At 52.0% G+C, this 26,076-nt stretch carries 19 protein-coding genes and 1 tRNA gene; 10 read left to right on the top strand and 10 right to left on the bottom strand.

All coding sequences use genetic code 11. The annotated features are described in order from the left end of the window. Positions 1-120: 120 nt before the first annotated feature. Positions 121-324 (top strand): hypothetical protein, encoded by a 204-nt coding sequence (locus AB1L42_RS02260; RefSeq protein ID WP_367050716.1) that lies wholly within the window; start codon positions 121-123, stop codon positions 322-324. A gap of 31 nt (positions 325-355) precedes the next feature. On the opposite strand, the gene AB1L42_RS02265 is transcribed toward AB1L42_RS02260, so the two are convergent. Next, on the bottom strand, positions 356-2,095 hold the full coding sequence (locus AB1L42_RS02265; protein ID WP_367050718.1) for a sugar phosphorylase: 1,740 nt from the start codon (positions 2,093-2,095) through the stop codon (positions 356-358). Between the two features lie 138 nt (positions 2,096-2,233). After that, positions 2,234-4,513 carry a BatA domain-containing protein gene (locus AB1L42_RS02270; protein WP_367050720.1) on the bottom strand — a complete coding sequence of 760 codons (2,280 nt, stop codon included), beginning with the start codon at positions 4,511-4,513 and terminating at the stop codon, positions 2,234-2,236. Positions 4,514-4,905: 392 nt separating this feature from the next. Here AB1L42_RS02270 and rplM point away from each other — a divergent pair, with 392 nt between their 5' ends. The 5 genes from rplM (at position 4,906) to AB1L42_RS02295 (ending at position 8,184) form a co-directional block, all read left to right on the top strand. Next, the gene (gene rplM / locus AB1L42_RS02275; RefSeq protein ID WP_367051692.1) at positions 4,906-5,394 is read left to right on the top strand and encodes a 50S ribosomal protein L13; all 489 of its coding nucleotides are present in this window, start codon (positions 4,906-4,908) and stop codon (positions 5,392-5,394) included. Between the two features lie 204 nt (positions 5,395-5,598). Next, positions 5,599-6,240: a 30S ribosomal protein S9 gene (gene rpsI / locus AB1L42_RS02280; protein WP_367050722.1), complete on the top strand. Its 642-nt coding sequence runs from the start codon at positions 5,599-5,601 to the stop codon at positions 6,238-6,240. A gap of 87 nt (positions 6,241-6,327) precedes the next feature. After that, the gene (rpmA, locus tag AB1L42_RS02285; protein WP_367050724.1) at positions 6,328-6,597 is read left to right on the top strand and encodes a 50S ribosomal protein L27; all 270 of its coding nucleotides are present in this window, start codon (positions 6,328-6,330) and stop codon (positions 6,595-6,597) included. A gap of 261 nt (positions 6,598-6,858) precedes the next feature. Beyond that, entirely contained in the window at positions 6,859-7,926 is a 1,068-nt protein-coding gene (locus AB1L42_RS02290) for a biopolymer transporter Tol (RefSeq protein ID WP_367050726.1), read from the top strand. A gap of 184 nt (positions 7,927-8,110) precedes the next feature. Beyond that, a tRNA-Val gene (locus AB1L42_RS02295) sits at positions 8,111-8,184 on the top strand. Positions 8,185-8,217: 33 nt separating this feature from the next. On the opposite strand, the gene AB1L42_RS02300 is transcribed toward AB1L42_RS02295, so the two are convergent. Next, complete coding sequence (locus tag AB1L42_RS02300; RefSeq protein WP_367050728.1) at positions 8,218-8,652, bottom strand: transposase; 435 nt, start codon at positions 8,650-8,652, stop codon at positions 8,218-8,220. Between the two features lie 84 nt (positions 8,653-8,736). Further along, entirely contained in the window at positions 8,737-9,207 is a 471-nt protein-coding gene (locus AB1L42_RS02305; protein ID WP_367050730.1) for an IS630 transposase-related protein, read from the bottom strand. A gap of 172 nt (positions 9,208-9,379) precedes the next feature. On the opposite strand from AB1L42_RS02305, the gene AB1L42_RS02310 reads away from it, so the two are divergent. Further along, positions 9,380-9,556, top strand: a complete 177-nt coding sequence (locus tag AB1L42_RS02310; RefSeq protein ID WP_367050732.1) for a hypothetical protein — start codon at positions 9,380-9,382, stop codon at positions 9,554-9,556. 361 nt (positions 9,557-9,917) lie between these two features. Here AB1L42_RS02310 and AB1L42_RS02315 read toward each other — a convergent pair whose 3' ends face one another. Together AB1L42_RS02315 and AB1L42_RS02320 are read right to left on the bottom strand one after the other, a co-directional pair. Next, on the bottom strand, positions 9,918-10,616 hold the full coding sequence (locus tag AB1L42_RS02315; protein ID WP_367050734.1) for a transposase: 699 nt from the start codon (positions 10,614-10,616) through the stop codon (positions 9,918-9,920). After that, a complete protein-coding gene (locus AB1L42_RS02320) occupies positions 10,613-10,804 on the bottom strand; it encodes a hypothetical protein (protein ID WP_367050736.1) in 192 nt (63 codons plus the stop codon). Before AB1L42_RS02320 ends, AB1L42_RS02315 begins: the two co-directional genes overlap by 4 nt. A 420-nt stretch (positions 10,805-11,224) precedes the next feature. On the opposite strand from AB1L42_RS02320, the gene AB1L42_RS02325 reads away from it, so the two are divergent. Next, the gene (locus AB1L42_RS02325; RefSeq protein ID WP_367050738.1) at positions 11,225-16,030 is read left to right on the top strand and encodes a right-handed parallel beta-helix repeat-containing protein; all 4,806 of its coding nucleotides are present in this window, start codon (positions 11,225-11,227) and stop codon (positions 16,028-16,030) included. Positions 16,031-16,356: 326 nt separating this feature from the next. Continuing rightward, positions 16,357-19,527: an inverse autotransporter beta domain-containing protein gene (locus AB1L42_RS02330; protein WP_367050740.1), complete on the top strand. Its 3,171-nt coding sequence runs from the start codon at positions 16,357-16,359 to the stop codon at positions 19,525-19,527. Positions 19,528-19,800: 273 nt separating this feature from the next. On the opposite strand, the gene AB1L42_RS02335 is transcribed toward AB1L42_RS02330, so the two are convergent. Next, a complete protein-coding gene (locus AB1L42_RS02335) occupies positions 19,801-20,022 on the bottom strand; it encodes a 3'-5' exonuclease (protein ID WP_367050742.1) in 222 nt (73 codons plus the stop codon). Between the two features lie 672 nt (positions 20,023-20,694). Between AB1L42_RS02335 and AB1L42_RS02340 the strand changes: the two genes are divergently transcribed. Then, on the top strand, positions 20,695-22,581 hold the full coding sequence (locus AB1L42_RS02340; protein WP_367050744.1) for a redoxin domain-containing protein: 1,887 nt from the start codon (positions 20,695-20,697) through the stop codon (positions 22,579-22,581). Between the two features lie 208 nt (positions 22,582-22,789). On the opposite strand, the gene AB1L42_RS02345 is transcribed toward AB1L42_RS02340, so the two are convergent. From AB1L42_RS02345 to AB1L42_RS02355, 3 genes are all read right to left on the bottom strand, one after another. Beyond that, entirely contained in the window at positions 22,790-23,842 is a 1,053-nt protein-coding gene (locus tag AB1L42_RS02345; RefSeq protein WP_367050746.1) for a DUF1559 domain-containing protein, read from the bottom strand. Positions 23,843-24,007: 165 nt separating this feature from the next. Beyond that, complete coding sequence (locus AB1L42_RS02350) at positions 24,008-24,427, bottom strand: hypothetical protein (protein WP_367050748.1); 420 nt, start codon at positions 24,425-24,427, stop codon at positions 24,008-24,010. 575 nt (positions 24,428-25,002) lie between these two features. After that, complete coding sequence (locus AB1L42_RS02355) at positions 25,003-25,878, bottom strand: alpha/beta fold hydrolase (protein WP_367050750.1); 876 nt, start codon at positions 25,876-25,878, stop codon at positions 25,003-25,005. Positions 25,879-26,076: the final 198 nt, after the last annotated feature.

Raw genomic sequence — 26,076 nt, forward strand, 5'->3', positions numbered from 1 at the left:
ATGAAACGAATGCTTTAAGGACTCGAGGCTGTTGAGGTCCCCTTTGCAGCTTCGTCACCAGTCTTGATCATCACTAAACAATGACAAGTCATTTGTCACTGACTCGTAAGAAAGCGTCTGATGCCAATCCCGCTACTACTGGCTGAAACCATCACAACAAACGTTGCTCAGACCGGCATCGGGCTCGGATCTGTCCTCGCGGTTGTTTGCTCCTGGCAAAGAAACCGGTCGATCCTGTGGGCCATCATCTCGGCCTTCCTGTCCTGGTTCTACGTCATCTACTTCGCGCTGACGCGACGCCCGGATGAAGTCAAGAACCCGTAATCGGAATCGGCTGAATTATTGCGGCGAACTCTCAGTCGCTTTTCCAGTTTGTGATCCAGAGAGTTTGATACGGAGCGAGCGCAATTTTTTGCGACCGGTCGTCAAATCGTTCCCCGGTGAGAAGATCGAACCAGTTGTCGGTCACGATGAGATTCAGATCCGAGAGCGTCAAACTTCTGCGTCGGGATGTCACATTGTTGATTGCGAAGATGCTCTGCCTGCGATCCCGACTCTGCCTCCAGAATCCGAAGAAGTGCGTCTTGAGATGCAGCGTGAATTGGACAGCACTGGGGTCGAACGCAGGTTGCTGAGAACGAATTCGCATTCGGCGGAGAATCTCACTGGAAACTCTCGACTGCGGAGATTGTGGATCATCGAGAAGTTTCTCGAGCTCGTCAGCGTCCCATTGATGTCGATTAATTGAGCGGGCGCGTCCGGTTTTCTCGACGAGTTCCGTGTCGTTCGGCGTCGCCACTAAGCTGTGAATGTAAAATGCCGGGATGCCTTCCAGGGCCATCATGATTGTTTGCGAGCAGATGAAGCGTTCAACCTGATAGCGGTCGAGCCCTTCCAGGGTTCCCTGAAGTGCATCAAAGAGTGAGACATTCAACTCGTAGACTTTTTCCGTCCCGTCCCCCAGTTTTCGAGTGGAAAGTTTCCCCCCGAATTTCTCGATGGTTCGGACCATTTCTTCCTGCTCCTGATCAGAGAGCAGTCCCTCAGCCGGGCGCATTCCGATTCCGTCGTGCGATGCGGTGAAATTCAGATAAGTACACCCCATCGGAGCGGGGGGCATGCTCATCATCCAGGCTTTCAAGTACTTCGAAGTCCCTGCCAGCAGTGCATGCAGCATCAGAGGAGCAAGACTGAAGTTGTAGATGATGTGGGCTTCGTTGCCGTTGCCGAAGTACGTCAGGTTCTCCTGGTTCGGGACATTGGTTTCGGTAATCAGGATCGACCCCGGCGCGTATTCGTCGAGAACCGTCCGCAGGAACCGGACCATTTCGTGAGTCTCAGGCAGATGAATACAGGTCGTCCCGATCTTCTTCCACAGGTAACCGATCGCGTCCAGACGCAGGATCTCGACACCGTGATCGAGGTAAATTCGGATGATCTTCAAGAACTCAATGAAGACTTCGAAATTACGAAAATTCAAATCAACCTGATCGTGACTGAACGTGCACCAGACGTACCGAGTTCCTTGAGGAGTTTGAACTTCTCTCAATAGGCTCGAAGCACGCGGTCGTACGACGCTTGTCAGATCTTCATCGGGATTCGCTTCCACGAAAAAGCCCGCGCCTGGAGTTCTGCCCGACTGGTAATTCTCGAACCATTCACTCTCCGACGAGACGTGATTGATCACCAGATCGGCCATCAATCGATAGTCGCTGGAAACCTGTTCGACATCATTCCAATCCCCGAGCTTTGGATTGATTTCGCGATAATCAATGACCGCAAAGCCGTCATCCGAACTGAAAGGACAGAAGGGGAGAATGTGGACGGAGTTGATGTCGCTATCGACTGTGGCCTTAAGAAATTGATGCAGTGTCTGAAGCGGTGATTCCTCTAAACGCTGAATCGAGTCTCCGTATGTGATCAGAATTGCATCGCGAGAAGACCACAAGTCGTTTCCGCTGCTACGCGGTTTCTTCACACCTTGCAGAACTTCTTCGATGCGATGTGCCACATCTTCTGGAGCGATATCTGGATAGAGAAGGTCGCAATGGTTCCGTAAACGATGTAGATACGGAGACGATTCGGGCTCGTTCATCAAACAGAATTCAGTTCTCAGGGAGGAAAGTGAGTCGAGCGCGACGGGCCAATTATTGCCGCGACTCAAACTCATCGCAATGTCGAATTGAAGATCGCCATCGAGCATTCGAGTGACGAGAATGCAGGACCAATGAGATCACTCCACTTCAGTCGCGAACTGAGTGTGTCCGCCTTGAACCATTCGCCGCGTCAGAAAGACTTCAGCGACGAGCAATAACAAGATTCCAAGCAACAAGATCCACCACAGTTCAGACCGTGTCAGCTCAGCCTGACTGGCAGCTGTCAGATCACTCATCGAGTCAATCAGTTTCATCCGGTCGTTTCCAGATAGAATTTCCCATTCCACTTCATCGATCCGAGTCAGATCCGACTCGGCCGGATCGCGTAAGACGAGGAACGGAATTGCGTCAGGTTTTCCAACGTCTTTCGGGACAAATTCATACAATCCCGGAACAGACGTTTCAGCATACGCCGCGAAGAGTGACTCACCTTCGCGAAGCAACTTGGGTTCCCCATTTACATCGTTGGGGCCACGAACTGAATAGTCTCGCGGCCGCTCTCCATCTTCTAGCGGAAGTCGCAGAACCGTTCCCGCAGCCACGTTTCGTTTGAATCCCTGCCCGGAGAGTTGGAAGACGAGCTCATGCAAGAACGGAACAAAGTCCGATCGAGCGGGCAGGGTACTCCAGTCTGCATCGAGCGGAACCGAGAGGACCGCCACTTTACCTTCCCCTGATTGCTGCATCACCAGGAAGGGGTCTCCATTGTTAAAACGCCCCGCGACGGAGCCTTCAGTCTTCGACTCAATGATCTCTGCGTTTTCTGGTTCAGTGTCTGGCTGCGCATCAGGGCCGCTCTTCGGCTTCGCCAGCTTCCACCACTTCGAAAAACGTGTGGCAGAGAAATCGACATCGTTGCCTTTCTGAAAGCGTTCCATCCAGGAATCGGTCAAGGTGTCCGTGTCGATCATGACCTCTGTAGAAACGCCGTCGTCATTCACCGCTTCGAACATTTGCGATTCGATCGAAAGAAATTCAACCGGAAGAAAATGCTCCTGCGGTATCTCATCTCCATTCGAGACGAGCCAGTTGTTCCAGGAGTTCGAATCGGTTCGATCTCCCGGAGCAATCAAGAGTCCGCCGCCGCTCTCCACGAAATCGGTCAAAGCCCGTTGTTGCAACTCATCGAGAAATGACACGTTGCAAAGCAGAACAACCTGATTGCCTTTCAACGCTTGTTCATTGAGTTCCGCCGGAGGAATGACAGTCGATCGAACCCACCGCTCCGTCTCACCCGATGACGCAAACGCTGCAGAGACGAAAAACGACTCCGATCGCGTTTCGTCCTGATGACGGGCACCGTCGACAATCAACACCGGAACACCATCCACAACTTCAATCAAACATTCCGCGAGATCGTCGACGGGGAGTTGATCATGTTCGAGAGCAATTCTGATCCGATAAATTCCCGGCTCGGAAAAGACATGTGAAAAGTCGACAGTCGATTGACCGTTGCCAGCCAGAGTTACTTCTCGTTCCGCACCGGCGACTGGCTGATCATTCACATTCAACCGAACAGATTTCGTTGTGCTTGCTCCCCCGGACTGGCTGACGACCGAACGGATTTGAATTGGGAAACCCGGCACCGTGAGAGATCTGGACAATCCAATCTCCCCGACAGAAAAGTTATTGGGAGTTCCGGTCTTTTCCGAGAAATCGACGATGGAAATTGTTGGCGGAACGGCGGGCTGAGACATCAAATCGTCGAGTCGCTGTCGTGAAAGTTGATCGTCCAGCGACCACGGAAACTTCTGCAGATCAGTCAGGACAACCACTTCACGAGAGACATTCGATGTCGTCAGCAAAATCTGCACAGCTTCGATCACAGCTTGTGAAAGCTTGGAGGTCCCATCCGGCGCAGCGATCGATTGCAGTGAATCACGAACGTGTTTGAGATCAGTGGAAGGTGGATGAATAAGACGTCGAGTTTGTGTTCGTGCATCAATCAGCGAAACGGTATCGCCTGGATTCAGTTCTTCCAAAGCATCGAAAACCCACTGAATTGCCCGCTGATGTGGAATTCCATCTTCAGATTCCCATCCCATGCTTCCGGAACCGTCAATAACAAACACGACATCGCGAGAAACTGCCGGGGCGAGACTCCCGAAAATGGCCCCGCTTCCCCATGGTCGAGCGAGAGCAAGTGCCAGCATCCCGAGCACCAGCATGCGAATGAGCAGCAGCAAGAAATCCTGAAGCCGAATCTTTCGACGCGTTCGATGCCCCAGCTTCAAAAACTGCATCGCCCCCCATTCAACAACTTCGAAACGGCGACGGCTAATTAAGTGGGCCAACACAGGTAAGGCGACAGCGGCCAATCCAGTGAGCATCAGGATGTTTAGAAAGCCGAATGACATCAACTCGCGATTTTCTTGAACGAAAACGACCTTCGCCGCCTCACAAAAGGGGAGAACTCAGCCTCAGGAGAAATTTTGATTGCCGCTTTCCCATCACATCAGAGAAAACCCTTCAATCTCTCGTGCAGAGCCATTCTGACGAAAGACCATCACAGAGCAACGGCTTCGCTCCACCATATTGTCCATAAAGATTGACATTTTCACAGGTTTCGTCGATCGCGAGCAGTTGATTCAACACTCGGGGGACGCTATCCTTCCCGTTTCGATTCTTCTCATGGACCACGGACTGGCTCCATCTAGTGTCGGAAGTATCGGCCATTGCAGTAGTTATGCTCTTAATGAAGTAGCGAATTCGTTCCCGGTTTCGAAGGAACGAAGTCAGAATTCGAGGTATCGCCGTGCAAACGGTTCAGAAAACAACACTCGCTCGCGAACAAGACGTCACACAGAACTGGTACGTTGTCGATGCCGATAGCGAAATCGTCGGTCGTCTGGCAAGTCGAATCGCCACTGTCCTGATGGGAAAGCACAAGCCTATCTACACGGCACACGTCGACTGCGGTGACTTCGTTGTCGTTTTGAACTGCGACAAGATCCGGTTCTCTGGAAAGAAACTGGCTCACGCCGAGAATCCAAATTTCACCAAGAAAATGGCTCGGAAAGAGTACGATCGATACACCGGGTATCCCGGGGGTCGTCGTGTCGAAACCGGTGCTGAGTTGATTGAAACCAACCCAACCAAGATTCTGCACGAAGCTGTTCGTCGCATGCTGCCCAAGAACAAACTGGGACGCAAAATGCTGCGAAAGCTTAAGCTGTACGCCGGGACTAACCATCCACATCAGGCACAGCAGCCTCAGAACTTGCCAGAATGGGTTTAGACTGTTCGTTGGCTGACTTCATCGAGCAAGCCAGCCACTCTCAACAGCAGTGACCATTCTTCGAGATAACGTACAAGATAGTCGCACGAGCACAGGCGAATGAAGCAAGCTCGAGCGGACAAAGATATTTACCGACAATTGGCGAGGAAAGACGTTCCTCGCTCGAATCGATTGACTTAGTTTTTTGTTTTTGGAACACACCGGATGTCGACAGATTCACCGAACAACGATCCTGCAGAAAATGACACACCAGCGGAAGGAACCCCGGTCGAGGCAGTTTCTCAACCAGAGATGACTGAGCCGGAAGTTCCAAGCATTCCGTCCGCACCAGCGGCCGCCGCATCAGGCGAAGCGTCTCTCGCTTCCGGCCTGGAAATTGGCGGAACTGCTGTCGTCGAGGATTCAGGTGAAGAGGAGATCACTCGCCCCGATCCAGTGATTCGCGGAAAAGTGGATCGCTACGGAGTAGCTTGGGGAACTGGCCGTCGCAAGACTGCCGTTGCTCGAGTCCGACTCAAAGAAGGTGGCGGAACGATCACCGTCAACGGTCGTGAGTTCGAACAGTATTTCCCGATCCTGCGTGATCAGAAGCTCGTCCTCGGACCACTGTCAGCGACGTCTCTTGAAGGCAAAGTTGACATCATTGTGAACGTCAACGGTGGCGGACCTACCGGACAGACGGGAGCAGTCGTTCTCGGAATCGCACGGGCCATTCAGGCGAAGCATCCCGAACTTCACCAGACACTCAGTGAAGGTGGCTTCCTGACTCGTGATGGACGAATGGTTGAACGTAAGAAGTACGGCTTCAAGAAAGCTCGTCGAAGCTTCCAGTTCTCGAAGCGTTAATCCTCACGATTACGTCGTTCTCGATTCACACTTACAACGTTACAACGGATTGTCCACTGCGGACAAAGCTTTCATTGAGGTAGTGACATGGCACATAAAAAGGGACAGGGTTCAACTCGCAACGGTCGTGATTCAAACGCCAAGCGACGAGGAATCAAGAAATATGGTGGCCAGGCCGTCGTTGCTGGAAACATTCTTGCTCGACAGTGTGGAACCAAATGGCATCCCGGCAAGAATGTGGGAATGGGTCGTGATTACACCCTGTTCGCACTCGTCGACGGAACCGTTTTCTTCGATCGCAACGGTCGTCGCATGAATGTTTCCGCTGCGGAAGAAGCAGCTGCTGAGACCAACTAAATCGGTTCTCGAACATTCAATTCGTCTTCGATAGACGAGTCGAACCGAGCAAAAACTCGATACCATCAACTCCGTCTGCTAGAACGTTAGCAGACGGAGTTTTTTTGTGTCCCGTGCCTGAGACTTGATCGAACCTCAATCTCGTCCGATCATGTAAACTCAAAATCGATATGCCGACAAAGCATCCAGATAGATCCTCATCCAGTTGTGAACCGGAAGTTTCTTCCAAGCAAATGGTGGGAATTGCAGAAAGATAAACCGATGATCACGCGATTGCTCATGTTTCTGACATCACTTTTGATCTGTTGTGCAATCGGCAGAGCACAAGATCCAACGCCCACTGAAGAATCGAAACTCCTCGGCAACGTTCGTCGGGTCACTTTCGGGCTGCCACGAGCTGGCGAAGGATATTTTTCACCGGACGGTAAGACGATCGCCTTCCAAGCGTTTCCAGTCGGCTATCCCTTCTATCAGATTTACGTCCAGGCACTCGACGAGAAGACACCTGTACGTGTCAGCCCCGGGTTGGGACGAACGACATGCGCCTACTTCTCTCCTGATGGAAAGTCGCTGCTTTTCTCTTCCGCACACACAAACCCTGACATGGCTACCATTGAGAAGGAAGCTCGGGATCTTGCTGCTGCAGGCGGTCGGAGACGCTACGAATGGGACTTCGATCCACACATGGACATCTACGTGACCAGGTTCGACGGAGAGGAACTGGAACAACTCACTGACGCGGAAGGGTATGATGCAGAAGCAAGTTACTCGCACGACGGAAAACAAATTGTCTTCACGTCAACGCGAGATGGAGACCCCGACCTCTACATCATGAACTCTGATGGCACGAACGTCCACCAGATCGTCAATCAAGACGGCTACGACGGTGGACCGTTCTTCTCACCTGACGACAAGTGGATCGTCTTCCGAAGCGATCGCGACGAAGAACACATGCTCCAGCTTTATCTTGTTTCCGTCGATGGCCAGACTGAAATCCAGCTGACCGACAATCTTCAAACTGTGAACTGGGCGCCTTACTTTCATCCGTCGGGTGAGTACATCATCTGGACACGCGCAGACTATTCACGTGGACCACAAGGAGCCAACTTCGATCTGTACACGATGAATCTTCTTCATAAGGGTGACGCCGTTTCACCCGGTGCGGTCACACGAATCACGACACACGAGAAAGCAGATGTTCTGCCAGTCTTCAGCCCAGACGGAAAACAATTGATGTGGACATCTTCAAGAACTGAGGACGGATCAAGCCAACTCTACATCGCAGACTGGCACGGCCTGCCAACATCCGAAGAAGACGCCGATCGCTAACTCCAAGGTAGTTGGCGAATTCCGAATCCCACCAGATTTCTCGCGACCGTGAATTCAGCTGGACTGTTGACCAACCCGTTGCTGCCGATTTCATCGACGAATCACCGCAAACCAAAGAAGATGCGAATGAAGCAAGCACAACACGCTTGCAGAACTTTGACATCATCATCAAAATACCGGTCCCGGACGTTTGGCGCAGTTGGCTAGCGCGCTTCCTTCACACGGAAGAGGTCACAGGTTCGAGTCCTGTAACGTCCATTTCTAGAGCGTTTCCATGAGGCATGCTGACGGTTAGTCAGAGGTAGTATCCGCAGGATTTGAAGCAGTTCTGGATTTCCAGGGGAGTGATTGAGTTGAGAGCGGAGGCAGCGACCTCAACAAGTTCGTTCCAACTGCGTGCGGCCAGTTTTCGAAAGTGTTCTTTGACCTTGCTGATGATCTTCTCGACTGGAGCCAGATCAGGAGAGTACGTGGCAGCCAAAGAACACCCGCTCCAGCCGAACGGATCGCTTCCAGGGCTTCCGTCGATTTGTGAGCACTTAAGTTGTCCATCAGCACCAGGTCACCCGGTTCCAGGCTGGGAGCCAGCCAACGTCGACAGAATTCGGCAAAGCAAACACCATTCATCGGAACATCGAGCAGCATCGCGGCTCGAATGCCATCGCAGGCGACTGCTTGAACCAGCGTGGCTGTCTGCCAGTGACCGGCAGGTTCTTTCGTGATCAAGTCGCTCGCCCTTCAACGACCGACCTCGCAGTCGCGACATGTCGGTTCTGACACCTGTTTCATACAGGTTGACGAGTCGATGAGTTAACCGACGTCCTCGAAATCGCTGGCGACGTTGATGCTTGCTGCGTTTCGCCGCGACGTCCGAGCGATCCTGCTCGGCGGCGTGCCGGGACTTTTTTTGTAGGTGAAGCCAAGCTTATGGAGAGTGGAATCCACAGCAGAGGGACACATCGTTTTCCCGAAGTGCTGGGCGATCAGTTCACAGTAGTCATTGAGCGTACGATCCGGTTTTTCATGAACCCATGCAGCGAGTTGCTCTCGCTCCTGCACACTCAATATGGGTTCTGGACCACTTGGCTTGATGGACTCCAGCGAACGACCTTCTTCGTACCATTTAATCCACTTCTTGGCGGAGAAGTAGCTCACCTCAAACACTTTCGCCGCTTCAGCTCGAGAGTGGCCTGCTTTCACAAACGCGACCAGCCGTTCTCGCAAATCCTTGCTATAGGCCCAAACGATTTGACGGTCGTCCCGCTTCGCTGACTTGCTCATGATTCCCTCCCTGGAGCAATCACACAATCTTGACCAAAGATCTCTACTACCAATGCAATACGACAACAAGATCAACGGAAACGCTCTAACCTCTTGCTGAGTCGTCACTCACGACTACCTGCTTTCGCAATGCAGCGACCAAAACTACCGGGCTACTACCGGAGCCGTGTTCATGAGAAAGCAAAAAGTTCCAATGTATCGACATCACAAAGGCATTGGACCGGCCGTTGTCACCATCGATGGCAAGTCCGTCTATCTTGGCTTGCATGGCTCGCCAGACTCTCACCGGCGATACGCTGAAGAGATTGAGAATGGCATCGGCGGAATGAAACGCCGGTCTCTGATCTGACAGTCGGGCAGCTCACGGTTCCCTATCTTCAATAGGCGAAATCTCACTACGTCAAGAACGGAAAGCCGACTTCCAAGCTGCATTTCCCCCATTTGGCAATGAACGTAATCAATTAGAACTACCCTCAACTGGACTCACGCGTCTGTACCTTGCAGCAGCCTAGGAAGGAAATCACAGATAAGTGGTACTGTCGTTGATCACTCGTGTCCAGCGAGACCAAGTGAACTACCAGCAGAGTCCCGTTACGCTCAAAAGGTTCCTACCGTTCAGAACCACGACTCCAAAAGATCGTACTCTCTACGAACCAATGCCAACGGTCTATTGCGCGAGCTGGTCAACTTGCTATGGGTCGTATGGACATTTAGATTGGATCCGTGATGAGTGCGGGGAGCCAAATGAAGCTAGCGAAGTTGGCGGCTTTCTTTTCATAGCGGGTGGCAACTCTTCGACAACGTTTGATGCGGCCGAAGAAGCGTTCGATTCGATTGCGGTTTTGGTCGGTCGTCTTGTTGCAACGCTTCTTCACATTGCGTCGAGGATGCGGTTTGGTACACCTTTCACATTGAGTTCCTTGGCACGCTGGCGAAATGCGTTCGAATCTTAGGCAGCAACCGCAACGATTTCTCCAACGTCGCCAGCTTCGATCTGTTCCAAGAGCGTCTACCTTGCTAGGCGTCACCACATAACCAGCAGGCAGAATGAAGTAGGGGAGCTTCCCAGACTTGCCGGTCGCTGCTTGGAATCTGGTGGTCAGTCTGCCTCGGCTTCTTCCAAGGCGTCGGCGGTTGTCCGCGTCTCCTTTTTCTTCGCCCAACTTGCGACGCCCTGTCGAGGCAGTCTGGTGAGCTTTGGCCGCCGAGGCCGACTGATACGCAAGCGGAACCACTTTGCGATCAACCAACAGGGTGTATTTCACTCCTCTCTTTCTGCGGTCAACAGGGCTCGGACCGCTGCAAGCTCCGCCATCCAAAGCACGTACTTGAGCCGAATCAATGACGACAAACTTGTGCGAGAGTTGGTTGTGTCGCCTCAATTTGGTGAGCAACAGGTGATGAATCATTTTCCAAATCCCAACCTCTTCCCAGTGACGCAACCGGTGCTTGCGGTTTCATCAGAAAAGCCCGATTCCAGTCGAACGTCTTTCCAGCGACAGCCAACAGTCAACACAAACCACATGACTTTGAGAACGGTGAAGTGGTCCGTCGGCGGGCGTCCCCCATTCAGTCCGGGAGTGAGTTGTGCTGGCAATAGATCTTAGACATCCTCGTAAGAGTCATCCTGCAGCCGTGCATCAATGACTTGCTTCTTGATGAATTGTTGTGAAGAAGCAACTCATCAAGAAGCAAATCGCACACCGCCCACAGGGTGATTCTGAGATCAGCTTTTTGTCAGCCTCTGAGAGTTTTCTGAGAAAATTGTGACTTCCTGACGTCGCAACGAGGCTTTCTTAGCGGGTCCGATTGCTTTTCGAAGGCCACAGAAATGTTGCCAATAGGGCACGTGTTGACGGATTTCACCATCTCGAATTCGTGCTGAGATTCTCCTGGATTCTTGCGAAATGACCTCCAATGTAACCTACGATTGGATGCAACGGATTGCGTCGCGTCCCTCGCCAACCTCGTTCAATTTCATTTCTGCTTTCCCCCCTACTTTCTCGAGTGGCAATTCATGTCTACAGTTGATCGCGACGGTATCCTTGCGCCCTGGCTGGCGTTTGCACCGATTGAAACCAGCTTCTTCGCCCCCAAAAAACGCTCTCCGCTGAACAGCCCAGCAGTCCTTGAACTGCTCGAAATGAGAACGCTCATGAGTGGGACACCGACGGACGTTCCCGAGGCAGCCACTTCTGGCACTGAGATCTGGGTTGATCAAAGCTCAACCAACCCGATTCAAAACGGAGATAGTGCGAGCCCGTTCACGTCGATCAATGCAGCGATTAATGCTGCTTCAGAAGGTGACACGATCTGGGTCCGTGAAGGTGTGTATCGCGAAACAATTCGACTCACCTCGGACATCTCTCTCCGCGCCGTTCCGGGAGATCATGTCGTCCTTTCGGGAAGCGATCGAATCACCAACTGGACTGACAACGGGGATGGAACTTATCAAACGACACTGGACTGGCACCCCAGTTCGCTCTTCGTGAACTCACAAGAGATTTCTCAATCGCGACACCCTGACCAGGGATGGTGGATTGTCGATTCGATTGGCGAATCCAAGATCACCGACTCCGAACTGATCGGAATGGATGCGGAAACGCTTCTCGATTCGGAGTTCTACATCTGGACGGCCCACGGCAACGTTCAGTACACCGTAACGATTATCGGTTTTGACTCCACGACAGGGACGATTACCTACGAGTCTCCCAACGAAATCATGACGATCCAAGCTGGTGACCGCTTTTACTTAACCGGACACGAGAACTTTGTCAGCCAACCGGGTGAATATTCGATCACAGAAACCGCTGAAGGTTTTGTGGTCACTTATAAATCCGGGGACATCTCGGACTTAGACAACTTCGAAGCATCCCGAAGAACTGCAGTCCTTCGGGCAATAGGCGTTTCAAATGTTCTGGTTGATGGATTCGAAATCAGCGGATCTGAATGGCTCGGCGTTGAAATTCGTAATGCAACGAATGTGCAGATTTCAAATAGCGTCATCACAAACAATCAGCAAGCTGGGGTCTCGCTTCGCTCTTCTTCAAACGTGGTCATCTCGCAGAACCTGATTACCCAAAACGGCAACGGGATCGTTGCCGTGACGGTTTCGGACCTGCGAATTCTGCGAAACGAAGTTGCCTACAATCGTCAAGACGGAGTTGTCATTGCCTACAACTCAAACAACGTTCTGATCCACGAGAACTACATTCATCATCACTTCGGGAAAGGGCACCCCGACAACATCCAGACGTTTTACAACGTTTCCAACATCGTCATTTCGAACAATCTTCTGTTGGCGGCAACCCAACAGATCATGATGCACGAGACCCAGGGAGTGGTTGTCGATGGCAATGTGATGATCGGGTCAACAGGCAATTTAATGACGTTCGGTCACGACAGTGTTTTCGATGTTCGCATCTCGAACAACACAGCTGCTTTCGCTGGCATGGGCATGATGCGAATGACTGGTGACAACTACGAATTTTACGGAAACATCTTCCAGACCGGCCATGATAAGCTGTTGTATTCCACTTCGGATGTTGAACACACAACTTCCGATTCCAATCTGTACTGGCACAGCGATTTAGTGACCGATGGCCTTCTCTTCTACGATAGTACCGGGTGGCACAAAAGTCTCGAATCATATCAATCCACAAAAGATGACGACCAGAACTCCGTTTACGAGTCCCCTGGGTTTGCGAACGCTCCCCTGGCTGCTGACCTCGTTGATGTCAGAAGGCTGGGAGAGATGCAACTGGATTATCTCCCGATGTGGAGAGGTGGCAAGTTCTTTGAAGTCGGCGATCATGTTGAAGTTAATTATGATGGAATCGTCCGCGAAGTGGTCGAAATCCGTGACGGCGGAATTGTCCTGTCGGTTCCTCTCGACGAGATTCCGTTCGGTCATGTTGCCGTCGCGAACTGGGGAGACAAGACTGACTTTGATCTCAATCTCGATCGCGTCAGTTCGACGAGTGCACTCTTGGCTTCAAGCGATCTCGCTCTGGCTTCAGCAGAACTCACGACTACGTCCTTCGGTGCTTCGATCAACGTTCCAAGCTTCCAACTGGCCGACTTCAACGGAGATGGCCAACGCGACATTCCGGAGTCAGGAACCGGATCGACAGCTCCTCCCGCGACGATCAATCTTCCGCCAACGATAGACTTCGAGCAAAGTGTCATTTCGATCCCTGAGAACACAGTGATTGGGGAAGCGATTCGAATTGGAACGGTGCAAGTGAACGATGACGGTGTCGGCCAGTCAATTGTTTCACTTGCTGGTTCACATGCTCATCTCTTTGAACTTGTCGGAGATGGTCTGTATTTGAAAGCTGGAACCAACCTCGATTATGAAACATCCTCACAGTTGGACGTTTCAGTTCGAGTCAATGATCCAGAAGTGGGCGGTAGCGTTGATGACTCCGTCGACGTCCAACTCAAGATCACAGACGTCGATGAATCTCCGACTCGCGTCGCACCAACAATTGATTTCACCCAGACGACATTCTCGATTGCGGAAAATACCACTCTCGATGCGAGACTGAAGATTGGTACGTTTAGTGTCACACAGGATGGCTTTGGTCAGAGCATCGTCTCGCTCGCTGGGACAGACGCTCATCTCTTCGAGCTGATTGGTGATAGTCTCTATCTGAAAGCGGGGACAGACCTCGACTACGAGACAGATTCGCAATTTAACGTCTCGCTAAGAGTGGACGACCCCGAAGTAGGAAGCAGCGTCGACGATTCCGTAGACGTTCGCCTCAAAATCACCGATGTCAACGAAGTTCCGCCACGTGTCTCCCCGACAATTAACTTCAATCAAACGATAAATTCGGTTACCGAGAACGCAACGCTCGACGCACGTCTTAAAATCGGCACCTTTACCGTCACGCAGGATGGTTTCGGGCAGAGTATCGTCTCGCTCGCTGGAACGGATTCTCATCTTTTCGAGCTTCTTGGCGATGGACTTTACCTGAAAGCGGGAACGAACCTCGACTACGAGACCACCTCGCAATTGAGCGTCTCTCTGCAAGTGAACGATCCTGAAGTCGGTGGAAGTATTGACGACTCTGTCGACGTTCGACTCGCAATCACCGATGTCAATGAAGTTCCACCACGTGTCTCGCCAACCATCGATTTCAACCAGACGGTTGGCTCAATTGCGGAGAATACAACGCTCAGCACACGACTCAAAATTGGCACGTTCACAGTCACTCAGGATGGCTTCGGGCAGAGCATCGTGACGATCGCTGGAACAGATGCTCATCTCTTCGAGCTGATTGGTGATGGACTCTACCTGAAAGCTGGAACGACTCTCGACTACGAGACCGACTCACAGTTCAATGTCTCGATACGAATCGACGACCCCGAAGTGGGAAGCAGCGTTGATGATTCGGTCGACATTCGCCTCAGAATCACGGACGTGGATGAAGCCCCTCCTCGAGTTGCACCAACGATCGAACTCAACCAGACGACGTGGTCGATTGCTGAAGACACCACACTGAACACAAGACTTAAGGTCGGCACATTCACCGTCACGCAAGACGGTTTCGGCGAGAGTATCGTTTCCCTGGCTGGCGCGGATGCTCATCTCTTCGAGATCATTGGAGACAACCTTTACCTGAAAGCGGGAACAAACCTCGACTACGAGACCGACTCGCAGTTCAACGTCACGCTTCGAGTGAATGATCCGGAAGTTGGTGGCAGTGTCGATGACACCGTCGATGTTCAACTCACAATCACGGACGTCAATGAAGACCCGAATGTCATTCAGCAAGCGACTAACCTCGTTGTGGTCAACGGCTCGATGGCTCATCTCGGTGTCATCGTCGATGGCGAACTGGTCATGATCGACTCCGTGGACTGGCAGTCGACTGGGGTCAATGAACTGATCACAGGCGACTTCAATGGTGACGGCCTCATTGATGTCGCAGGCGTGAATGGTTCCAATCAAATCTGGGTTGGACTCACTGACAGTTCAGGACTGGGAACGCCGGAAAAATGGGGCGAATGGCGAAGCAAAGAGGTGAATGGAAACCTCGCAGTCGGTGATTTCAACGGGGATGGTCTCGATGATTTCATTTCATTCGGCTCCGATCGACGATGGCACGTTCAATACTCGACTGGCAATGGTCTCGAGTTGGAAGCAAGTGATCGCTGGGCGGGACGACGCTATTTGAAAGACGCAGTTGTCGTCGGTGACTTCAACGGAGACGGTCACGACGATGTGGCACTGAGCAAGCGGTCCGGCGTCTGGAACATGAGCTTGGGATCCGCAACGGGATTGACCGACAGCTTCGAGGTGATGAGTTGGAACAAGAAAACGACCTGGCTGGACGTTCAGGCTACGGACTGGAACGGTGATGGATTGGAAGAAATCTCCGCCCGCACGAAGTCCGGGGATTGGTACTCCTTTGAGTTTCATTCCACAGGCGACGACCAAGGGACGATGACGGAACAATTCCTCGGAACTTTCAACTCTTTGGACGCCTGGGATAATTTCATCATCGCTGATTTCACCGGCGACAGCACCAGTGAAATTGTGGGGGTCAATGGCTCAGGTGATTGGTTCCTTATGCAATTCACCGAAACGAGCGAAACGCGAATGCTCTCCTTCGGAAAATGGGCTGGGAAAAACCCGTCCCTGATCGCAGCAATTGATATCGATGGCAACGGAACTGCTGATCTCGTCGGAGTTGAGCAGGCCTCTGGAGAGAGTTGGATGGCTCCCAGCCTCGGAACTCAGTTTGACCAACTGACTCATATCGGATCAGTTGGTTTTGACCTCGGCGACAAAGCGGGAATTTATCTTTCGTAACGCCCCCTGAAATCCTGCTGTCTAACCACGATTCTCCGTCTGGCACTGCACAAAATGCAGCGAATACACAGGCTAGAGAAGAATGATTCCGAGAATCTGAGGAAGGATCGATTGCGACCTGCATCATCTGCCGGTCGCAGCTCGCTGATTGAAAATCATCTTGCTGGGGTTTTGAGAAATCTTCTATTCTCTGGGCCACCCCACGCATATGAATCACACCCGGTCGGTTGATGGTGGATCTTCAAATCCTACCCATCCTTCATCAACCAATACCGACAATCGTATCCACCTTCTCGGCACATTCTTTCTCTCATTCATCGTGGTTTATGGCCAGGTCAACACACGGTACGCCTCGTTGGGGGCGAATCGTAGGAATTGGAGCGGTGATCGCGACTCTCGCGACAGGGCTACCGCTGCGCGCTGCCGAATCCTGGCATGCGCATGAAGGTCCATCGGGCACAGAGTCCGTTCGTCCATTTCCTTCGACACCTCAACAGATCAATTCAACCCCTGATTCTTCCGATGAAGAACAGCCAGAAGGTATCGAAGCACGAAAGCCTTCGCTCGCTTTTCCACCAAAAGTGGAGGTCGACGCTGGCTCAGCCAAGCCTGAACTCGCCAGGCCGATGCCGCTTGGTCCCATTCGACGACCACTCGCTGACGATTCTGAATCTGAATCGACAACGACGACACCAAATTCGAATCCGGCCGCTCGTGCAACTCCGGACCCCGCGTTCGCAACAGTTTCTGCAAATTCGGGCCCCGAAACTGTCGGAGTTGTGACACTCGGAGGATCTCAGGCTTCTGAAGATGAGGCCGACGGTGTGGTCTCTCTCCAAAACAATCGCAAGCTGAGACGTCCGCCACCTCTGGCCGTTGAGTCGGCAGCTGCAATTGAGTCACCAGCAGACGACTCCTCGCTCCCAGCCATCATCATGCTCGATGGCTACGAAGAGATGGATATTGATTCAGCAGTCCAGCAACCGCAGTACAACAGTTGGACTTCACCTCGCGGAATCGGGCCGATCGCTCCGCCTTCGAATCGAATTCGTGGAATTCAGGGACGCGCCGGGTATTTTGCATTCGACACGTTTGGGCGAGATAGTTCTCTCAGCGATCTGGAACTGATGCCATACGTGGTCGACGGTGAGAATGTCTACTACGGCGACATGCGTTTCTTTGTCGCAGAGGGTGACCGCATGGGAACCAATGTCGGTCTGGGACTGCGACACATCAACGATACACAAACAGGCTACGTGGGCGGTTCGATCTGGTTTGACTATGACCGCTTCTACGAGAAGTCCTTCTACCAGTTGGGACTAGGCCTGGAAGCCACCCTCGATCAGTTTGAGATTCGCGGAAATGGTTACCTGCCTCTCAATCAGGGGGACCAAGAACTTGGAACTCAACTGCTGACCAGCCGCGTGGAAGGGAGCAACCTCCACGTTTATTCTTCCACCTCCCTGATGCGGCCCATGTCGGGATTCGACTGGGAAGTCGGTCTCACCGTTCCTTTTGAGGAATGGATCTTGAGAGGCTATGTCGGTTCCTACCACTTCTTCGCCGACGACTCAGAGACGATCAATGGCTTGAAAGCCCGCGGGGAAGTCGACTGGGGACACTTGAACCTCTCGACAACTGTGACCCACGACGATACGTACGGCACCGATGTCATGCTGGGAGTCGGCGTCGAATGGCCGCAAATTGCTGACCAACCTCAAGGTCTCAACACTGCGATGACTCCTCTGCGTTTCGCAAGACGTAACCACAACATCATCGTCGATCGAGATTACCGAATTAACGAGACTGTCGTCCCTCTCAACCAACCGGGACAAAATCCGGAACCCTCCATTCCCGCCCCAGGCGGCTCTGGCGGGTCAGGAAATCTCATCACCGATGCACTTCTCGCTCCCTCGGACATGTGGGACGGAACACTCGACTGGGACGGAAGAGACGTTCCAGAAGATCCCGACCGCGTCAACTACAAACCAGTCGCCCACTATGCAATCGTGCCATTCCAAGATGTCACAGGAGACTTCATCGTCCCAGTCGTCGCATTCAGCAAGGGTGGAATCGCCAGCGTGACATTCCACGTTGAAGGCAGCGAGGCTGTCGTTAACGCTCCACAAATTGTATCCGCTTATGCCGGCAATCCCTTCGAAGCATATGTCGTCAAGCTCGATGCGAGCGAGTTTCCAGAACACGACGGAGCGTTCGAAGTTTACGCAACCGTGCAACCAAAGGACCCGAGTGCACAAGCGAGGGTCATTTCCTTACCCCTGTTCTCCAACATCAATGGAACACTTCCGACCGCGAAGTCCTACGTCGACGCGAACAACGGATCAGACACCACTGGCGACGGATCCTCTGCAAATCCGTTTGCAACAATCACTGAGGCTCGTAATTCTCTTGTAGCATCTGGGAAAGTGGATGGAGGAACAATTATTCTGCGCGATGGTGAGTATGAATACTCAAACGCATCAGCAGAAGCTGTTCTCAACGAACGTTGGCTGACCATCAAACCCGACACAGGTCACCAACCAGTCATCAATGCAACTGGGGATAGCTTATCTGGAGGACTCGCGACGAACCGTATCAAGATTGAGGGCGTCACACTTGATGCTTCAAATTCCGAACCAGTGTTCCTGATCAACTCAAGCATAGCAAGGCTTCCAGATTCATCACTCTGGCTTGACAAGTTGACATACACAGGGCGTGGCGCCCATGTCCAAGGACGTGTAGCCAATGGATTCGAGAGTATTTACTACACAGACTTAACGTTTCAAGACACCAAAGACGCAGCGATTCTAGGCGTACTGGCAAGAAACATCACAATCAAGAACATTGGGTCCGATGCTTTTACACAAACGAGAGCTGTAATTGGCGGGAATGTCGAGCAAATTGATCCCGGGGACACAGATTTTCATCCAGACATCTGGCAATTCTGGGGAGACGATCTAGAGAATATTCTTCTCTATGGAGTATGGACTAGCGAAGACGTCGTATCACAGGGTGTGTTCTTTAGGGCCGTAGAAAAGGTGTATGACGTCGCAGTGGTTAATTCCGTGTTGAGGTCATCTGACAATGCTGGAATTTCGTCACAATTTCGCGTCGCTGATGTCTCACACGTATATATGCGAGGAAGTACGTTTGGCCAGTCACTGCATCTTCGAAGTGGTGAAACAACGGACTTCGTTTCTATGAAACACTTCGACATCTCGGGCAACATTTTCACACGAGTTACTGCTGACGAACTTGTCGGAGACAAAGCGTTTGACGAGTCATTCGGAAACCGATGGGTTGACAACTTCTTCATCGATGACAGATACACCGCTGGGGAAGTGGCCGGCATCGGAAATCCGGATTGGGATAATGATTTGTTAATACCGGGGCAAGATGGAAACCTTACCACCGACAGTTCCCAAGATTTACTTTTAGACGTCCTGGGGAATGTAAGAATGGCAGGAAATGACTTTATCGGTGCGTTAACTCAGTAGTGCAGCATTAGGAATTCGAAAAAACACCGAAATCACTCGATCTTGCGTTGACCGTTGGCTGCCGCTGGAAAGATCTTGTAAAGGAATTGGGTTTGGTATGATGGAACTGCGGCGACACAGTTGCTTGATTGCAAAGAGTCCGCAAGTTAGAGGGCGATTCACCACCATTTTTCTCACCGAATGGGTGTGAAACAACCAACTCTAGCACGAGAATGTTGCCACTGGTTCGTCACAAGTACGAGTTTTTTGTCGCGGAGATTGCAAAGGCCGAAGTTATGTTGGCCGCACAAGCATGCTCGGTGAAATGCCGTGGATGGAAGTTTCTCCGACGTCCCTCATCGGGTCGATCAAGGTTTCGTATTCGTCAATGACTTCGAGATCCTGGTCGAGCACGACAATCCCAATTTCAATGACTCGATCCGTGGCTCGCAATCCTGTCGGTTCGACATCGATGACTGCATACTCTTCGCGCCCAGCCTGATTCTGTTCCAACACCCAAAGCCCTTTCGATTGAGAAATCAATTGCCCACGTCGAAACTCAGAATAGCATCTCGAAAGTCTGTCGAGAATCTTCTGGAGTGAATTCTCACTGAGTGACACAACCAGAATTGCAATGCACGTGACTCGCTCAGTTGGACTGTCCTCGTTCGTCGCACTAAGTTTTCGTAGGGACTGAACGCGAGCACGAGGTGCCACCCGCCGAACTTCAGTTGCGAGCGAGAGTCCATGCATCCTCCATTTCGCATCAATCCATAATTATCCATGGATTCAGGGGGCTTCGAGCTTGAGAGTGGTTCCTTGAGGCCTTAGCGTGTTGCCGTTCACTTCTTGTTTGTGTCGATTTGTCACAGCGTCACTCCCACATGCACTGTTGATTGGTCCCTGTCATTTACGTTTTCAGTTGAGACGATCTGAAAACCTGATGACGTGATTCTTTCCAGCGTGTGGATGATTTTGGCCTGTCGCCACTCTCAAATCATGGACAATTCGTCCACCATCTTTCATTGACAATTTTCATCTCGATTCGGCGAGTCCGCGCTCCTCGCAGCCCACGAGTACGTCGCAGTTGACTGTGCCTTCAATGCACAGTTTGCCATGTTGATGTCATGTCTGGCCTGTCCGGAGTCAGCGTCCTCGCCTGAAATGCGCTTCAACTTAAGGCTTGGAATGAGATTCGGAATTTGCTTCGCCACTTGGCTTGCTTGTCTGGTGGCGCTCTCGGTCCGAGAAGTTCCGAGCCTCGCTGATGAAACGGTTCACTCCCGTCTTGAGCTCGTGCACCTCAAGGGCGTCGATCTGGAGGGGCACCTTCATCGATTTGGAGAAGCTGAGGATCACCAAGCTACGGTCGTTGTTTTTCTTTCGACCAGTTGTCCGATCAGTTGTGCGACGATTCCAACATTACATCGGATCTCGACAAAGTACCGGCTGCAAGGTGTCGAAGTCTTCGGAGTGATTTCGAATCCCGGCACTTCTCGCTCTGAAGCAATCGAACACGTCGAAGAATACAGCATTCGCTTCCCAGTGCTGTTCGACTCTTCAGGTTCACTGAGAAACGCTTTGAAACCGACTCACACACCGCAAGCCCTTGTCATTTCTAGCACCGGTGAGATTGCGTACTCAGGAAGAATTGACAATCGATTCACAGCTTTAGGACGTCGTCGCGGAAGGCCGAGCATCCACGATCTGGAAGAAGCGACGAAGGCGGTCGTGCTCGGCCGATCTGTCGAGAACGCTTACGTGGCTCCGATCGGTTGCCTGCTGGAAACCAAGCCGCGTCAGTCTGCTTCGAGTCGGATTACTTTTCATCGAGACATTGCGCCGATCCTGCATGCGAACTGCGTTGAGTGCCACCGAGCTGATGAAGCTGCCCCGTTCGCTTTGCAGAGTTACGAAGAGACCTGCCGTCATGCGGAACAGATAGTTCATGTGACGAAATCGAAATTCATGCCGCCCTGGCATCCCACAGAGGGATATGGAGAATTTCGAAACACGAGAGGTTTAGAGCCAGCAGAGATTGACCTGATTGAAGAATGGGTTCATTCGGGCATGCCGGAAGGAGACATCTCGGACGCGCTCCCTGAGGAAGACGAGGAGTCCGGGTGGCGACTCGGTAAGCCCGATCTCATCCTGACGATGGAAGAGGAGTTTGAACTGGGGCCAGATGGACCGGATGTACATCAGCACTTTGTGCTTCCGATTCAGTTGGAGGACAGCCGTTTGGTTTCTGCGGTTGAATTTCGACCAGGGAATCGGCGAGTCGTTCATCATGCTTGTTTTTACATTGATACAACACACTCTGGCCGCAAGCTGTCGGATCTACACCCTGATTTTGGTTACGGAAGCTTTGTCGGTCCCGGCTTCCTTAATGCTGGAGCACTACGCAGTTGGCTTCCGGGAATGTCACCACAGCGACTGCCAAAAGGGACAGGGCAACCACTTCACGCGCGGAGCGACCTTGTCCTTGAGATTCACTATCAACGAACCGGAAAGGTCGAGAGAGATCGATCACAGGTCGGATTGTATTTCACTCGCGGCGGCCGACAGGTTGTGGGCGAGATTCAAGTTATGAATAAGTCATTGGTGATCCCCGCTGGAGAAGCGAACTATCGACATCAATCAAGCTTCGTCCTGCCAGTCGATGCCACACTGCTTGATACCGCTCCCCACATGCATTTGCTCGGCAAGGAAATGAAAGCAACTGCGACTCTGCCCAGCGGAAAAGTTGAAGAGCTAGTTTGGATCAAAGATTGGGATTTTAACTGGCAGGGGCAGTATCTCTACAAGAATCCGGTTCGACTTCCGAAGGGAACGCGCATCGATGTCGTCGCTGTCTATGACAATTCGGAGTCGAACCCGCTCAATCCGAATTCACCTCCCAAGCAAGTCACGTGGGGCGAGCAAACGCGAGACGAGATGGGAGTCTGCCACTTTCGTTATCTCTGCGACACGCCGAGTGACCTCGAAACTCTCAACAAACATTACCTTCGTTATGCGGATCACGAACAGGCCCGTTACCGGTCGATGTTGTCCGGGGCAGGGCAGTCGCATTGATAAGGCCCCTTCGGAATCAATAGCGGACGATGCAAATACTCAACGAAAACACCACGCCCAACTAAATTGATGGACGTGGTGCGCAATTGATCGTGAGCCTTCTATTCCCGCTCAGTAGTAGTCGATCCAGCAAACCTCTGTGGCGGAACGTCTGCTTTCTCTCTCCAATTGATCAAGCCAATGTAGAAACAGCAGCATCGAGGCTGTTTTAGAATTCCCCGATCGGTTGGCCATCGTTGCGGCTGATGAGGTACTCGTAAACGCTGTCTGCTGCGGTGTTGTTGTTCCCGCCGTTCATTTTGAAGTCCAGGTTTTCCGAGAGGAACCGGACTGATCCGTCGAAGAGGGCGACCTGAACTCCGCCTGAGTGAAGACTGCTCAAACCTTGCTGTCGCACGAATGTGTTGAACACGGCGGTTTGTGTTGGATTGACTGGAGATCGGCCAGTGGCCCAAGAGTCGTCGATACAGTCGTCATGGTAGGCAGCTGCACAGCCAGCCCATGTCGCTGCATGCATCATCGCTCCGTTGACGATGTAAGCTCGTTCGCCGACGCAGATGGTGTTACTTGTTCCATCCACCATGTCGCGGAAGCTGAAGGAACTATTCGGACCGAAACCGCCGGAGTAAGTCCAGCGACCATTGCTGATCTGGTGCACGCGATGGTGGTGGAGCGCAACATAGTTGGATGTTGCGAGTGCGACTCGCGGTCCAGCCTGGCTTCCATCGATGTACCAGTCGGAAGCTGCGTTCGTCAGACCGTAGAGGAAGTGATGTTCGCTCGGTCCATCGTTGGTAATGGGGCCGGTATCGCTCGGGCAGCGGTAGATCGGAAGTGACCGTTGAAGTTCCCTGACCAACACGGTGTCGGCAACGACTCGTCCCATGACCGGTTCAGCCCCGGCAGTAATTTGGTAGAGGGCTGCCTGATCCATAAACGGCAGTATGAAAACACTCCACGTCCAACCGGCTGTTCGAGCCATGTTGTTGTTATGGGAAGTTGGTGGATAAGGGTTCGTATTCCCAGCTTGCGGAAGGATTGATCCTGGAGGGAAGCGGGAATAAGTGTCCTGGTAGTTGTGAATCGCCAGGGCAATGTTCTTGAGATTGTTCTTGCACTGAGTTCGTCTGGCAGCTTCTCGCGCCTGTTGAACAGCGGGCAAAAGCAGGGCGATGAGAATCGCGATGATCGCAATCACGACGAGCAACTCAATCAATGTAAACCCACGAGAATGACGCTGTCGCAGTTTCTGAAATGACATAAGATCATCTCCTTAAGAAAAGAATGACGAGACTCTGAGAATTGATTGAACGAATGGCAGCAACGAAGGGTGTTCACGTCTGAGTTGCAAGCAGTGAGGTTCCACCAGCGAACAGAAATGTCGTGCGAATCCATCCATCTACAAAGACCTTGAATTCATTCAGCCCTAAAATTCGATCTTCACCTCCCCCATGCCCGGTTTCACTTCGATTTCCATCGTGGAATCGATGCAGGGGAATTTCTTGACCGCATCGGGGTTGTCGACTTCTGTCGCCGAGTAAGGCCCGACGGAAACCCGATGCTTACCGACAATTGCTCCGTCACCGTTTTCATAGGTGGTGAGCTCGAAATTCCCTTGGTCATCTGTCACTCCCAGTGCAGGACGCCCCGGACGACCCTCTTTCCGATCTTCCTGATCGAGCGGAGTGAAGTTGACGAATGCCTTCGCCATCGGCACGCCCTGACAGGTGATGACCCCTTTCACAGGAATTACCCCGTATTGATCGGGATTTTCACCGCACCCGAGCACACCAGCCACAAGAACTCCGGTCCAAATGAACGAAGTAAAACGCCACAATTCTTTCATTTCTTAGTGCCTTATGAATCAAACGTTTTCGTTCAGTATCACCAAACAATAACTAACAACGAAGAAAGCAGCAACAGACACATTCAAACATTCTGATATCATTTCATATCGATGCGTTTTCGCCGAAACGTCTTGGCTTTCCCGTAATCAACATCAAAAATCGACAGTCGGCTGTGATCACCGCAGGCGACGTTGTGAAGCCACGCAGACTTCACTCACCCTGGCCGGAAACATTCTTTTTACAGAGAATTCAACACTTCACAGGCATAAAAGGACCTCAGAAATCATTTCATCCTGCGAAAAGATCCACATTCGCCTACGTGTCGAAGGAGAGACGCGTTGGATCGAAATTCGTTCCCGTCAATTTTCGAGAGAGATCGAAGTTGCCAGAACAGTCAAGAAAGCGAGCTGATAAATAGGCTGAGCGGGAGAAAGTCACTCGAATCGATGGGGAGTGGGAATCGAGCCCGAATGCGTCACAACGAATGGCGCAAACGCGTCTGGTTGCTCTCAGTCCAGTGGATTCAGCGATGAAGCTGGCTCGCTGCTGCTAGCCGATGGCGCTGCCCACCGTATTACTGTTGAAGAAAAGTTTCGATTGCCGCGATCAGTTGTTCGGGCTCATCTTCAAAGATGTAGTGTCCCGCGCTGGGCATTCTCACAGTCGTGGCGTTGGGGAAGCGGCGCTCCCATTCCTCCAGAAAGTTCGTGGTAAAACACCAGTCTTTCTCACCCCAAGGAAGCAGAAACGGGCGGTCTTTGAATTGTGCAAGGTTTTCTTCGACTTCAACGAGCGTTTGATACGTCGGATGAGCTGCGTTGAGGGGAATTTCCTGGACGAAGCGATGTACGGCAATGCGATTGGCCCAGCTATCGTATGGATACAGATATCCACTCTTCACAGCGGGAGACAATGGCTTTTCGACAGCCTGAGATACTGCTGCCCCTGCGAAGAGATTAAAGCCCCGCACGCCAATGGCCCCCAGAACTGGAGTTCGACAGACGGCAATTCTCCAAGGCATTTCCTGCGAACGAAAGGCTGCTGTGTTCATCATCACGAAATTGCGAAAGCGGTCCGGCAGTCGGCCCGCCGCTCCCATTCCGATACAGCCTCCCCAGTCGTGGCCAATCAGCGTGACGTCCTGCAGGTCTTGCTCCTCAATAAACCGACAGAGGTTCGAGATGTGCTGTTCGATCGTGTAGGCGTAATCTTGCGGCTTGTCAGAGAGTCCCATGCCGAGATGATCGACAGCAAGGCAGCGATAATTCGGCGAGAAGCGTGAGACGAGTCGACGCCATGCGAAGCTCCAAGTCGGGTTACCATGCACCATCAGCAGCGGACGACCTTCTCCCTCGTCGATGTAAGAGTAGCTGTGACCATCGATCTCCAAAGTCTTGGGATTGAATGGATACTCGTTTCGGAATGAATCGGGAATCTGGGGCGTCGGCACAGCAAATCAATCAATCGTTAGAGCTTGGTCCAAAACCGCTTCGAAATCCCTGAAATTCAGAAGAACAATCCGAACCGTGGCTTTTGGAATCACATCAATTACTGAGGGAGCAGGGTACTGTATTGAGCGCAGGTTGTGAGGGCTACGATAGAACCAAAATTCCCAACAACTCTGTCGGTCAATCTTGGATCAACCGTG

The sequence above is a fragment of the Thalassoglobus sp. JC818 genome (genome assembly GCF_040717535.1).
Lineage (GTDB): Bacteria > Planctomycetota > Planctomycetia > Planctomycetales > Planctomycetaceae > Thalassoglobus.